This window comes from Neisseria sp. HMSC15G01 (assembly GCF_001808255.1).
GTDB lineage: Bacteria > Pseudomonadota > Gammaproteobacteria > Burkholderiales > Neisseriaceae > Neisseria > Neisseria subflava_A.
Window position 1 is genome coordinate 25,828 of the sequence record NZ_KV792670.1, and the last position, 12,594, is coordinate 38,421.

Annotated in this window: 11 protein-coding genes; 8 read left to right on the top strand and 3 right to left on the bottom strand. The window is 47.5% G+C overall.

Features of this window, described 5'->3' with window-relative positions:
• Nucleotides 1-4 precede the first annotated feature (4 nt).
• Nucleotides 5-1,618, top strand: coding sequence for a type I restriction endonuclease subunit R, EcoR124 family (locus HMPREF3139_RS11185; RefSeq protein WP_283127009.1), 1,614 nt, complete (start codon nucleotides 5-7; stop codon nucleotides 1,616-1,618).
• A gap of 79 nt (nucleotides 1,619-1,697) precedes the next feature.
• Here HMPREF3139_RS11185 and mobA read toward each other — a convergent pair whose 3' ends face one another.
• Nucleotides 1,698-2,279 (bottom strand): molybdenum cofactor guanylyltransferase MobA, encoded by a 582-nt coding sequence (gene mobA, locus HMPREF3139_RS03920; RefSeq protein ID WP_070460682.1) that lies wholly within the window; start codon nucleotides 2,277-2,279, stop codon nucleotides 1,698-1,700.
• Nucleotides 2,280-2,538: 259 nt separating this feature from the next.
• Here mobA and HMPREF3139_RS03925 point away from each other — a divergent pair, with 259 nt between their 5' ends.
• The 3 genes from HMPREF3139_RS03925 to trmB all read left to right on the top strand — a co-directional run bounded on the left by HMPREF3139_RS03925 (nucleotide 2,539) and on the right by trmB (nucleotide 5,812).
• On the top strand, nucleotides 2,539-4,299 hold the full coding sequence (locus HMPREF3139_RS03925; RefSeq protein ID WP_070460683.1) for a histidine kinase: 1,761 nt from the start codon (nucleotides 2,539-2,541) through the stop codon (nucleotides 4,297-4,299).
• Nucleotides 4,296-4,952, top strand: coding sequence for a response regulator (locus HMPREF3139_RS03930; RefSeq protein ID WP_070460685.1), 657 nt, complete (start codon nucleotides 4,296-4,298; stop codon nucleotides 4,950-4,952). Before HMPREF3139_RS03925 ends, HMPREF3139_RS03930 begins: the two co-directional genes overlap by 4 nt.
• Before the next feature lie 143 nt (nucleotides 4,953-5,095).
• Nucleotides 5,096-5,812, top strand: coding sequence for a tRNA (guanosine(46)-N7)-methyltransferase TrmB (gene trmB, locus HMPREF3139_RS03935; protein WP_070460687.1), 717 nt, complete (start codon nucleotides 5,096-5,098; stop codon nucleotides 5,810-5,812).
• Between the two features lie 59 nt (nucleotides 5,813-5,871).
• Here trmB and ilvA read toward each other — a convergent pair whose 3' ends face one another.
• Nucleotides 5,872-7,395 carry a threonine ammonia-lyase, biosynthetic gene (gene ilvA / locus HMPREF3139_RS03940; protein ID WP_070460689.1) on the bottom strand — a complete coding sequence of 508 codons (1,524 nt, stop codon included), beginning with the start codon at nucleotides 7,393-7,395 and terminating at the stop codon, nucleotides 5,872-5,874.
• A 208-nt stretch (nucleotides 7,396-7,603) separates the two neighbouring features.
• Here ilvA and HMPREF3139_RS03945 point away from each other — a divergent pair, with 208 nt between their 5' ends.
• Complete coding sequence (locus HMPREF3139_RS03945; protein WP_070460691.1) at nucleotides 7,604-8,821, top strand: D-alanyl-D-alanine carboxypeptidase family protein; 1,218 nt, start codon at nucleotides 7,604-7,606, stop codon at nucleotides 8,819-8,821.
• 225 nt (nucleotides 8,822-9,046) lie between these two features.
• Here HMPREF3139_RS03945 and HMPREF3139_RS03950 read toward each other — a convergent pair whose 3' ends face one another.
• Nucleotides 9,047-10,675: an ABC-F family ATPase gene (locus HMPREF3139_RS03950; RefSeq protein ID WP_003683571.1), complete on the bottom strand. Its 1,629-nt coding sequence runs from the start codon at nucleotides 10,673-10,675 to the stop codon at nucleotides 9,047-9,049.
• 185 nt (nucleotides 10,676-10,860) lie between these two features.
• On the opposite strand from HMPREF3139_RS03950, the gene HMPREF3139_RS03955 reads away from it, so the two are divergent.
• The 3 genes from HMPREF3139_RS03955 to cysT all read left to right on the top strand — a co-directional run bounded on the left by HMPREF3139_RS03955 (nucleotide 10,861) and on the right by cysT (nucleotide 12,515).
• Entirely contained in the window at nucleotides 10,861-11,055 is a 195-nt protein-coding gene (locus tag HMPREF3139_RS03955; protein WP_049336152.1) for a hypothetical protein, read from the top strand.
• Between the two features lie 13 nt (nucleotides 11,056-11,068).
• On the top strand, nucleotides 11,069-11,518 hold the full coding sequence (locus tag HMPREF3139_RS03960; protein WP_070460693.1) for a DUF4124 domain-containing protein: 450 nt from the start codon (nucleotides 11,069-11,071) through the stop codon (nucleotides 11,516-11,518).
• 160 nt (nucleotides 11,519-11,678) lie between these two features.
• Nucleotides 11,679-12,515, top strand: a complete 837-nt coding sequence (gene cysT, locus HMPREF3139_RS03965) for a sulfate ABC transporter permease subunit CysT (protein ID WP_070460694.1) — start codon at nucleotides 11,679-11,681, stop codon at nucleotides 12,513-12,515.
• Nucleotides 12,516-12,594 lie beyond the last annotated feature (79 nt).

Sequence of the window (12,594 nt, forward strand, 5' to 3'; positions counted from 1 at the left end):
CGCTTTGCAAGAAGCCAAAGCAACAGATGAAAGCGAAGTATTTGCCGATGACCAAAAGAAAAAAATCTACAATCAATTTATAAACGATGTGCCGATGGCGGGAGAATATACTTCAGACGGCAAATATCAAAAAGGCATTGAAGATTATGTACCCAATGTGCAATATCAAACGCCGGAACATGTGAATGCAGTGATCGACGACATGCTGGAAAATTGGCAACGCCTCAGCCAAGGCAAAAAATATCATGCCATTTTTGCCACCAGCTCTATTCCCGAAGCGGTCAATTATTACCGCTTAATTAAAGTCAAAAATTCCGGGCTGAAGCTGACTGCCCTTTTCGATCCCAATATCCTTAATGATGGGCAGGGAAGTGATAAAGAAGAATGGATTGCCGAAATTTTGGCCGATTACAACGCCCAGTTTGGCACAAGTTTCGGCTACGCCACTTATTCCCGATTTAAAACGGATTTGTCGGATAGGTTGTCGCATATCAATGCGTATAAGAGAATCAAGCCCGACGAGCAGCTGGATTTGTTGATTGTGGTTGATCAGATGCTGACGGGCTTCGACAGCAAATGGCTCAATACGCTTTATTTGGACAAAATTTTGGATTACGCCAACCTGATTCAGGCGTTTTCCCGCACTAACCGCTTATGCGACAAAACCGATAAGCCTTTTGGGTTAATCCGCTATTACCGCAAGCCGCATACGATGCAACGCAATATTGAGCGAGCCGTTAAGCTCTATTCGGGCGACCGCCCAATGGGGCTATTTGTGGATAATTTGGATAAGGTTATCGATAAAATGAATGTCTGCTTTGCCGATATTGCCGATATTTTCAAACGTGCGGGAGTGGCAGATTTTGCAACCAATCCTGATGATGCAACTGCGTGTGCGAAGTTTGTCAAACTATTCAATCAGCTCAACGAGCACTTGCAGGCTGCGCGGCTGCTCGGTTTTGTGTGGGAAAAATTAAGCTATGACGTGGTACAGGAAGACGACAGCGTGATCACTGCCACACTCAATTTCGATCAAGAGACCTACGATAAACTGCTGGCACGTTATAAAGATTTATTTAAAGAAGAACTTGGCGGCGGCGGTGGAGGTAGCGATGATGTGCCATTTGATTTGCGTTCGTATATCAATGAAATCGAAACCGATAAAATTGATCAAAATTATATGAATGCCCGTTTTGAAAAATGGCTTAAAACCATCGGCGGCATAGAAGAAGCTGCTGCACTTGAGGAGCTACACCACTCTTTTGCTACGCTTTCTAAAGAAGATCAAAAATTTGCTGAGTTGTTTTTACACGATGTGCAATCCGGTGATATTAAGCTTGACCCAAGTTTGGCATTGAGCGACTACATTACTGATTACAAACAAAAAGATGCCAACGATAAGGTGCTAAAAGTAATTAAAGGTTTAGGGCTGGATGGAGATTTGCTACGTGCACTGTTGGCAAGAAAATATACCAGTGAAAATTTGGACTTAGGCAGACTAAATGACCTAAAAGCAACAGTCGATAGGGAAAAAGCCAAAGTTTATTTTAACGAAGAACGTATATTTTATTTAAATATACGGATTGATGAATTTCTAAGAGAACTAATTACAAGATAGTTATTACCTATTGAAAGATATTAAATAATCATCAAGTTAGCATATCTCTACCTAAACATTAGTCCCCTTACTGACCCAACTACAAAGGCTGGGCCAAATCGTTTTCCGTGTTGTAGCTGATAAAATCCTGCTCATAAGGGAAATGGACAACCCGCGCGCGCTGTTGCTGCAGCCAGCCGCGGATGCTGCGCATTCCTGAATAAAGGTATGGCACAGTGCTTTGCAGGATTTGCGGACGGATGAACATCACACTGTAATGCGGTCTGGCAGAGGTCTCCACATAGAATGCATTGCACAATGGCGTGCGCCGAGCGATGGTTTCAAATTGGGATACCAAATTTTCCGGCAAACGCGGCATATCGCAGGATACGATAAGTAGCCAATCGGCAGTGGCAATTTGCAAATCGTTGGCGGCAGTACATAAAGCGGCTAGAGGGCCGTAATGCTGCCATTGGCGCGAATCCGAGAAAACGTGCGCGCTGCGTTGGGCGTAAGATTCAAGGTTGCGGTTGGCACTGATGGCGATATGGCTGACTTGCGGGCGGATTTTTTCGATAACATGATCTATCAAGGCTTTGTTATGCCATTGCACCAACCCCTTATCGACACCTCCCATCCGGCTTCCCTGCCCGCCGGCCAATATCAGTGCGAAAATTTTCATTTTGGTAGTCCTTTGCGAAGCAGAGTATGGAGTGTGGTTCAAGATGTTGTGTTTATTGGATAAGTTTCAAGGTTTCAGGCCGTCTGAAACCTTATTTTCATGATTTAATTCACTTGAGATGAATTTTATCATAACATGATTTTACATTAAACCCCTGTTTTTTCTTATCATAACCACACAATTATTTTAGACAGGTTGTTTATAGGCCGAAAGAATGATATTTTTATAAGATTATCGGATTAGTTTCCCTGCGTGCATTATGCGTTTATTCTCCGGATCTTCAGACGGCCTGAGCCTGTCTTCGCGTTTAAAACTGCTGACTTTTTTATGGGTCAGTTCGGCATTTTTGTCGATTGTCTTTACCCTGCTGCTTTCTTGGCGTTTGGAAAACGCGGCTAAAACGATTGAAGATGCAGGCAGTTTGAAAATGCAGGTGTATCGTTTGGCCTATATGGCAAGTGTCCGTACACCCAATGCGCAAATTGACAACCAAATCAAAGAATTTGAGCGTACGCTGGCCAATGTGACGCAAAGTGATGCCATTCATCCGCTGATTCCGTCTCAAACGCCGTTGGCTTACGACTTGATTCAATCGATGCTGTTGATTGATTGGGAATCCAATATCAAGCCGTCTTTGCAACATTACGAGCGTCCGACCCAAATCGGCTTATACCGTTTTGCCGGCAATATTGAGCTGTTTTTACAGGCGATGGAAAATGCCAACGAGCAAAATACCTTGTGGCTGCGCCGCTTTCAAATGGCCATGATGCTGATGATTGTTGTGGCTGCTGGTTTGATGATTGTTTGGCATTACTCATGGATTATCCGCCCCTTGGAAAAACTGCGTGATGGCGTAGAAACCATCAGTAAAGGGCATTTCGGCGTTCAAATCGAGACAGACCAGATCCGTGAGTTTGCCCAAGTAAGCAAGGGCTTTAACCAAATGAGCCGCCGTCTGCATACGCTTTATACAGACTTGGAAGGACAAGTTGCCAAACAAACCCAAGACTTGGCGCGGCAAAACCGTGATTTGACCCTGCTCTACCAAACCACGCGCAATCTGCACCAAACCTTTACGCCGCAACAGGCCGCAGAAGAATTTTTGGCTCAGATTCTGCCGGCGTTTTCCGCTTTGGGCGGTACGGTATATCTTTCCGATGAAGAACGCAAACGCTCTGACTTGGCGGCAAGTGTCGGTGAAACCGAAGAGGGAAATCGTGTAGAATTCCCAATCGTTTACCAAGACGAACAGCTCGGTGTATTGGCCCTGTATTTTTCAGACGGCCATATGCCTGATGAGCAAGACGAAAAACTGCTGCATACCTTAAGCGGACAGCTGGGCATTTCCATCGCCAACAACCGCATGGAACAAGAGCGCCGCCTGCTTGCAGTCTTGCAGGAGCGTAACTTGATTGCGCAAGGTTTGCATGACAGCATCGCACAAGCTTTGACCTTTTTGAATTTGCAGGTACAAATGCTGGAAAGCGCGTTTGCTTCAGACCAACGCGAGCAGGCAGAAGAAAATATCGGCTTTATCAAAGATGGCGTGCAGGAATGCTACGAGGACGTACGCGAACTTTTGATGAATTTCCGCACCAAAATCAGTAATAAAGATTTTCCTGAAGCGGTAGAATCGCTGCTGGCGCGTTTTGAACGACAAACCGGTATTCCAGTTGATTTAAAATGGCAGGACGACGGGCAGGCTTTGAATTATGATGAGCATTTGCAGATCATCTTCATTTTGCAGGAAAGCCTGTCCAATATCCGGAAGCACGCGCGTGCGCAACATGTCAGCGTCGAAATTGCCAACCACGGCGATTTTGTCATGACAATTCGGGACGACGGCGCAGGCTTTAATAAAGAACACCTATCAAACCGGCCTTCAGGCGAACATGTCGGCTTGGGCATTATGCAGGAACGGGCCCAACGGATTAACGCAGAATTGGCCATTACATCGCAGATTGGGCAAGGTACGGCGGTTATGCTGACTTTGCCGCAACAAATGAGAACAGCATCATGACGATTAAAATTACCCTTATTGACGACCACACCCTATTTCGCAGCGGCATCAAAGCCCTGCTCTCCCGCCAGCCTGATTTTGAAGTCGTCAGCGAAGCTTCAGACGGCCTGGCCGGCGTAAAAATGGTTGAGCAGCTCAAGCCTGATGTAGTCTTGCTGGATTTGGATATGCCGGTCATGAACGGCCGCGAAGCATTGGCTCAAATTTTAAGTATCAATCCGCAGCTGACCGTCATCATGCTGACCGTTTCTGAAGACAGCGACGATTTGACCGAATGTATGCGTATGGGTGCAAAAGGCTTTTTGCTGAAAAACATCAACGCCGACTTCCTGTTAGAAAGCATCCGCAAAGCTGTCGATGGCGACAACGTCTTTTCTCCAGAAATGACCAGCCGCTTGGTGCAATCGCTGATTTCCCCTTCTCCTTCCCGCTCCGACCATCTGCTGGAGCAACTGACCCCGCGCGAAATGGAAATCTTGGGCTATCTTGCCGCCGGACACAGCAACAAAATCATTGCCCGCCATTTAAATTTGGCTGAGTCAACCGTCAAAGTGCATGTACAAAACCTGTTGCGCAAGTTAAACCTAAGCAGCCGCGTCCAAGCAGCGGTTTATGCAGTGCAACACAAAGTACCGCAACCGGTATTGTCTTAAAAAGGCCGTCTGAACCTGAAACCTTGTTGTTGAAAGGTTTCAGGAAAAGCGTTTATTCGCTATAATCACGCCGATTTATATGCAGGGTTGTCTGATTCTTTCAGACGGCCTTTTTATTTGATTTCTCACTGATTTAAAACAACATGTCTGAAAACATTCCAGAAAATACGCCCGAAAATACCGTTCCAGAAGAACACAAACGCAGCATCCGCAGTTTCGTCTTGCGCCAAGGCCATATGACCGCAGCCCAACAGCGCGCCATCGATACAATGTGGCCGCAATTTGGTGTGGACTTCCAAGAAGCTCCTTTGGATTTGAACCATGCTTTTGGACGGGATAATCCTAAAGTTTTGGAAATCGGTTTCGGTATGGGCGTCGCGACAGTGGAAATTGCCAAACGTCTGCCCGATACCGACTTTTTAGCGATTGATGTTCACGGCCCGGGCGTCGGTAATATCTTGAAGCTGATTGAGGAAGAACACATTTCCAATATCCGCGTGATGCGTCATGATGCAGTGGAAGTAGTAGAAAAGATGCTGGAAGACGGTTCTTTAGACGGCATTCATATTTTCTTCCCTGACCCTTGGCACAAAAAGCGCCATAACAAACGCCGCTTGGTACAAGTGCCATTTGTTGAAAAGCTGTTGCCCAAACTCAAAAGTGGCGGCTATGTCCATATGGCGACCGACTGGGAAGAATACGCCGTGCAAATGCTGGAGGTTTTGAGCAGTTTCGACTCTTTGCAAAACACGGCTGCCGATTACGCCCCTACGCCTGATTATCGTCCTGAAACCAAATTTGAAGCCCGAGGCAAACGATTGGGTCATGGCGTTTGGGACTTGGTGTTCCGTAAGAAATAAAGCCAAACATAAAACACAAGGCCGTCTGAAAAATTTCAGACGGCCTTTTATCTTACTGATTAAGCCAAGAAAAGTTTATAAGCCGGATTGTCGGTTTCTTCTTTATAGACATAACCCAAGCTATCCAAGAAGTCGGCAAAAGCCTCATTGTCGCTTTCAGGTACATCGATACCGACTAAAATACGGCCGTAGTCCGCACCATGATTGCGATAATGGAACAAAGTAATATTCCATTCGGCACGCATATGGTTCAAGAAACGGGACAATGCGCCGGGGCGCTCCGGAAATTCAAAGCTGACCAAGCGTTCGCCGGATACTTTTTCCGTACGTCCGCCGACCATGTAACGGATATGGATTTTGGCGATTTCGTCATTGGTCAGATCGACATTGGGCAGGCCTGCTTCAGTCAGTTGTTCACTGATGACAGCCAAGTCTTGCGCACCGGCAGTTTGCAAGCCGACAAAAATATGAGCATTGTTGTCATTGCCGTAGCGATAGTTGAACTCGGTAATGTTCCGAGTGCCCAAGACATTGATAAATTTAAGGAAGCTGCCTTTTTCTTCAGGAATGGTAACGGCGAAAATACCTTCGTTGCCCTCGCCCAGCTCACTGCGTTCTGAAACATGGCGCAGACGGTGGAAGTTCATGTTGGCACCGCTGGTGACGGCAACCAAATTTTGACCTTGGATATTGTTTTTCGCAACGTAAGCCTTCAAGCCGGCAAGGGCCAATGCGCCCGCAGGCTCGGTAATGCTGCGCGTATCGTCAAAAATATCTTTAATCGCGCCGCACAACATATCCGTATTGACCGTAATAATTTCGTCCAACAGCTCTTTACACAGGCGGAAAGTTTCCTCGCCCACCACTTTAACCGCCGTGCCGTCTGAAAACAGGCCGACATCTTTCAAATGTACGATTTCCCCTGCCTCTACCGATTGCTTCATACAGCAAGAATCATCGGTTTGCACGCCAATGACTTTAATTTCAGGGCAAACCTGTTTAATAAATGCCGCAACGCCTGCTGCCAAACCGCCACCGCCAATCGGCACAAAAATCGCATTGATATTGCGGTGTTGACGGAGGATTTCCATGCCAACAGTTCCCTGACCGGCAATCACATCAGGATCATCAAATGGCGCGATATAAGTCAGTTTTTCCTTTTCTGCCAGCTCCATCGCATAATCATAGGCATCGTTGTAAGACACGCCTTTCAATACCACTTCGCCGCCTCGGCTCTTGACTGCGTCAATTTTGATTTTCGGCGTAGTTTCCGGCATCACGATGACGGCGCGGCAACCCAAATATTGAGCCGACAAAGCCACACCCTGTGCATGGTTGCCCGCGCTTGCTGCAATCACGCCACAATCCAAGGCTTCTTTAGGCAGCTTCGCCATTTTGTTGTACGCGCCGCGAATTTTGAACGAAAACACCGGCTGCAAATCTTCACGTTTGAGCAAAACCTGATTGTTCAGACGGCCTGACAGACTGCGCGCCAAATCCAAGGGCGTTTCTACGGCCACATCATAAACGGAAGCGGTCAAAATACGGGTTAGATAATCAGAAAGAGGAAGGGAATGGTTCATGGTATTTTAGTGTTCGGAAATAAATTGCAATTCGGTCAAATCGACCGGAGGAAAAAGTTAAAACCATACCCCTGAGGCCGTCTGAAGGCAAGAAAAATCTTAGCAAAGCCTAAATGAGACGGTATAATGTCCGCTTAATATCTATTTAATATGCCAAACTGTTTACTTTGAAAGAAACAGTGTCCACTCATATTCAAATCCATAAATAATGATGAAAAAAACGCTACTTAGCTTAATTTTTGCTGCCCTCCTGAATACTCCTGCCCTCGCTGCCGACCCGGTTGCATCCGCACCTGCCGTACAAAGCGAGGCTCAAACGCAGCCGCTGCTGCACAGCATCAACAGCCCGACAACGCCGCCGGAAATTGCGGCGACCGCCTATATTGTTACCGATCTGCACAGCAAGCAAACCTTGGCATCCAACAATGCCGATACCCCTATCGAGCCTGCCGCGTTGACGCAAATGATGACAGCCTACCTTGCCTTTAAAGCACTGGAAAACGGTACGCTTCAAGCAGATCAAATGCTGACAGTTTCAAACGTCGGCTGGAAAGTCGAAGGTTCGCGCATGTTCCTCGACCCCAAAGTTCCTGTCAGCGTCAGCGATTTGATTAAGGGTACAACCATCCAATCGGCCAACGATGCCGCCATTACCCTTGCCGAAGCCCTTGGCAACGGCTCTATCGACGAATTCGTCAAACAAATGAATGAAGAAGCCAAACGCTTGGGCATGAAGCACACCCACTTCAACAACCCGACTGGCATTTCTTCTAACGGCCATGTTTCAACCGTTGGCGACTTGGCCATTTTGGCAGCCGCACTGATCAACGACTATCCTAAATACTATCCTTTGTTTGCAAACAAATCTTTCAAATACAATAATATCGAGCAGCCCAACCGCAATCTTCTGCTCTATCGCGACAGCAGTATCGACGGTTTGAAAACCGGCTATTCTGAAGGCGCAGGCTACCATCTCGCCGCTTCCAGCAAACGCAACAACCGCCGTATTGTTTCCATTCTTGCCGGTGCCGAATCTACCGAAGCGCGCGCCAGCGAAAGCAGCAAATTGCTCAACTGGTCATTACAGGCATTTGATACGCCTAAACTGTACAACGGCGGAGAAGTGATTTCCCAAGTCAAAGTTTACAAAGGCAGCACCAAAGCCGTAGATATCGGTTTCTTGGACGATGTTTACATTACCATTCCCCACGATACCGGCAAAAACGTCAAACCAATCTTAGAAACGCTTCAGCCCGTCCTCGCCCCGATTGAAAAAGGCCAAGTATTGGGCAAGCTGAAAGTCATGAAAGACGGCAAAATCATTGCCGAAAAAGACGTCGTCGCACTGACCGGCGTGGAAGAAGGCAGCTGGTTGCGCCGTATGTGGGACGCGATTGTGTTGTGGTTTAAAGGTTTATTCAGTTAATCATCTTTCTATCAAAACATAAATAAAGGCCGTCTGAAATATTTCAAACGGCCTTTTGTATATCTGTTTTATGGCTTTAATAAAAATTCCTAACAAGAAATTTATCCATTTTAATCTTAGCAGTTTCAGTGATTGATAATATGAAACGCTTCAAAAAAATGCCGTCTGAAAACATAAAGATTTCCAGACGGCATTTCAATACCTTAATAGGTTATCAGCATGGGCTTAAACTAAGCCTTTTTTCTCCAGATAGCTTTCGTAATCGCCCAAGTAGTGTTCATATCCGCCTTTGCCATCCAATTCGATGATTTGGGTAGCCAATGAAGATACAAACTGACGGTCGTGCGAGACGAAAATCAGCGTACCGTTGTATTTTTCCAGCGCCATGTTCAAGGATTCGATGCTTTCCATGTCCATGTGGTTGGTCGGTTCATCCATGACCAAGACATTGGGTTTCAACAGCAACAGTTTGCCGTAAAGCATACGGCCTTTTTCGCCACCGGAGAGAACCTTCACTTTTTTCACGACATCGTTGCTGCCGAAGAGCAAGCGGCCTAAAGTGCCGCGGATGACTTGTTCGTCATCGCCTTCCTGACCCCATTGGCGCATCCATTCGCTCAGGTCCATATCGACGTCGAAGTCGTTTTCATGGTCTTGCGGATAGTAGCCGACACTGGCTTTTTCCGCCCATTTGATGGTGCCTTCGTCCGGCAACAGGCCGTCTGAATATTCGGGGTTGTATGCGCCGGCCAAGAGTTTCAGCAAGGTAGATTTACCTGCGCCGTTCGGGCCGATGATGGCAAGGCGTTGGCCTGCTTCAAGGATGAAGTTCAGGTTTTTAAACAACTGGGTTTCAAAACGTTTGGCCAGTTTTTCAACTTCCACAGCCTGACGGTGCAACTTGGCTTTTTCGTCGGCTTCAAAACGGATATATGGGTTTTGACGGGTAGAAGGTTTGACTTCGACCATCTCAGATTTGATTTTGTCTGCCTGTTTCAGACGGCTGGTTGCCTGACGGGCTTTGGATTTGTTGGCAGAGAAGCGTGCGACGAACTCTTGCAGCTCTTGCAGTTTCTCTTTGGCTTTGGCGTTGTCTTTCAGGGCACGCTCACGCGATTGGGCGGAAGCGAGCATATAGTCGTCGTAGTTGCCCGGATAGATGGTGATGGTGTTGTAGTCCAAATCCGCCATGTGGGTGCAGACTTCGTTCAAAAAGTGACGGTCGTGCGAAATAATAATCATGGTGGAGTCGTATTGGTTCAACACGCCTTCCAGCCAGCGGATGGTATTAATGTCCAAGTTATTGGTCGGTTCGTCCAAGAGCAATACATCTGGCTTAGAGAACAGGGCTTGCGCCAGCAATACGCGCAGTTTGAAGCCCGGGGCAACTTCTGCCATGGTCGCATTGTGCAAATCTTCGGAAATGCCCACGCCGCTCAACAATTCGGCAGCGCGTGCTTCGGCGGTGTAGCCGTCGTATTCGGCGAACTTGGCTTCCAATTCGGCGGCTTTCATATAGTCGTCTTCGGTGGCTTCGGGGTTGGCGTAAATTGCATCACGCTCGGTCATCGCCGCCCACATTTCTGTATGACCCATCATCACCACGTCCAGCACGCGCATATCTTCGTAGGCAAACTGGTCTTGGCGTAATTTACCCAAACGCACGCCGTTTTCAATCGCTACTTCGCCGGCAGTCTGTTCCAAATCGCCGCCGAGGATTTTCATGAAGGTGGATTTGCCTGAGCCGTTGGCGCCGATCAAGCCGTAACGGTTGCCTTCGCCGAATTTGACGGATACGTTTTCAAACAGCGGCTTTGCGCCGAACTGCATGGTGATGCCGTTGGTAGAAATCATTATTCGTAAAACCTTTATAAATAGAATGTTATAATCGGACGCGATTGTAGCATATTTTTGCAAAGACCTCAGGATTGAGGCCATGGCAAATGCGCCCAATTTCGATGCAAGATGAAAACAGGCAACGCTTCACGCAAAAATGCGTTGTAGGCAGCCTTTCAGGCCGTCTGAAACGGAGAAACGATATGGAAACGCACAAAATCTATTACGCCGTGATTATTTTGGTATGTGCCGCTTCCATGCTGCTCAGCCCGTTTTTCTATATCCGCCGCACGCGCTCGGGCGCTGAATTACGACGTGCGCCCAGACAGTGGAAGCCCATCCTCTTCGCCAACATCATCATGATTGCGGCTTTGCTTGTTTGGTGGAAATGGTTTTAAGGAAAAATAAAAAATGAACAAAATCTGGATCAGCACATTACTGCTCACTTTGACAACTGCGGTTTCCGCCGCGCCTATTTTTGAATGTACCGATTCTGCCGGCCGCAAAGTCTATACCCAAGCCGGCGGCAAAAACTGCAAAGCCAGCAATATCGGCAAACCGTCCGTATATACTTCTGCGCCTGTTTCAACACCGGCAACGCCGACTTTCCCAAGTAAAACCGAGCAAGCGGAAGAAGCTGTCGCCCCGGTCAATCCGGCTGACGTCGGCGCGGCCAAGCGTGCTTTAGATACCGCCAAGAAAAATTTGGAAGAAGGCAAAAAAATACGTTATGGCAATGAACGCAACTATGCCCGCTATCTCGAACGGATCAAGGGTTTGGAAAAAGCCGTCCGCTCGGCTCAGGAAAACTATGACGCGGCGCAACACCAGCCTGCATCTCAAGATCCTGTTGCCTATTGATCCTTACCACACCAGCAAGGCCGTCTGAAATTTGGTTTTCAGACGGCCTTTTCATGTCTTCAATATAACAAAATCGTCTTTATACCAAACAAAGCATTCTTTCCAGTTTTCAGACTGCCTTGTTAAAGTAAGCGTGTATTAAATTCTGACGGTTGCCATTATGTTGTTACTCAAAACGCCTTCTGTATTGCCGGGTTTCAAACTCAGCCTGGGCTTGACGGTTTTATGCCTGTCGCTTTTGGTGGTTTTGCCGTTTGCGATGATGGCGGCCAAAGCGGCAGAAATCGGCTGGAGCGGATTTTGGAACACGATTACCGAACCCAATGTCTTGGCGGCCGTCTGGCTGAGCTTGCGGATGTCGTTTTATGCGATGTTGACCAATATCGTGTTCGGCACGTTGGTCGCCTGGGTATTGGTGCGCTACGAATTTCCAGGCAAAGGGTTGGTAAACGCTTTGGTCGATTTGCCGTTTGCGCTACCGACAGCAGTAACAGGCATTGCATTGGCAACCTTGTATGCGCCCAATGGCTGGATAGGCCGTTTTTTCGAGCCTTTGGGCATCAAAATCGCCTTTACGCCCATCGGTATTTGGATTGCGCTGATTGTCGTCAGTCTGCCCTTTATCGTCCGCGCCGTGCAGCCGGTATTGGAAGAATTGTCAGGCGAGTATGAAGAAGCTGCGGCAACTTTGGGCGCAAGCCGTTGGACTACGTTCCGCCGTGTCCTTTTGCCTGAAATCACACCGGCCTTGTTGACCAGTGCAGGCATGATGTTTGCCCGCTCTACCGGCGAATACGGCTCGGTCATTTTCATCGCAGGCAATATTCCGATGGTGTCTGAAATCCTGCCATTGATTATTACCGGAAAACTGGAGCAATACGATGCTCAGGGCGCGTCTGCCGTTGCTCTGTTTATGCTGATGATTTCATTTGTCATCCTGCTGATTTTAAACATTATGCAATGGACTTTAAGCCGCCGCGCCGGAGCGAGGGTTTAACAAACAACAGGCCGTCTGAAACATCAAGCAAACATTTTTCAGACGGCCTAAAAGGATACAAGAATAAATAGAGACTTCA

Excerpts from the sequence above, each read along its gene's own strand:
- mobA (WP_070460682.1), bottom strand. The coding sequence starts at position 2,279 with ATGAAAATTTTCGCACTGATATTGGCCGGCGGGCAGGGAAGCCGGATG.
- HMPREF3139_RS03925 (WP_070460683.1), top strand. The coding sequence starts at position 2,539 with ATGCGTTTATTCTCCGGATCTTCAGACGGCCTGAGCCTGTCTTCGCGT.
- HMPREF3139_RS03930 (WP_070460685.1), top strand. The coding sequence starts at position 4,296 with ATGACGATTAAAATTACCCTTATTGACGACCACACCCTATTTCGCAGC.
- trmB (WP_070460687.1), top strand. The coding sequence starts at position 5,096 with ATGTCTGAAAACATTCCAGAAAATACGCCCGAAAATACCGTTCCAGAA.
- ilvA (WP_070460689.1), bottom strand. The coding sequence starts at position 7,395 with ATGAACCATTCCCTTCCTCTTTCTGATTATCTAACCCGTATTTTGACC.
- HMPREF3139_RS03945 (WP_070460691.1), top strand. The coding sequence starts at position 7,604 with ATGATGAAAAAAACGCTACTTAGCTTAATTTTTGCTGCCCTCCTGAAT.
- HMPREF3139_RS03950 (WP_003683571.1), bottom strand. The coding sequence starts at position 10,675 with ATGATTTCTACCAACGGCATCACCATGCAGTTCGGCGCAAAGCCGCTG.
- HMPREF3139_RS03955 (WP_049336152.1), top strand. The coding sequence starts at position 10,861 with ATGGAAACGCACAAAATCTATTACGCCGTGATTATTTTGGTATGTGCC.
- HMPREF3139_RS03960 (WP_070460693.1), top strand. The coding sequence starts at position 11,069 with ATGAACAAAATCTGGATCAGCACATTACTGCTCACTTTGACAACTGCG.
- cysT (WP_070460694.1), top strand. The coding sequence starts at position 11,679 with ATGTTGTTACTCAAAACGCCTTCTGTATTGCCGGGTTTCAAACTCAGC.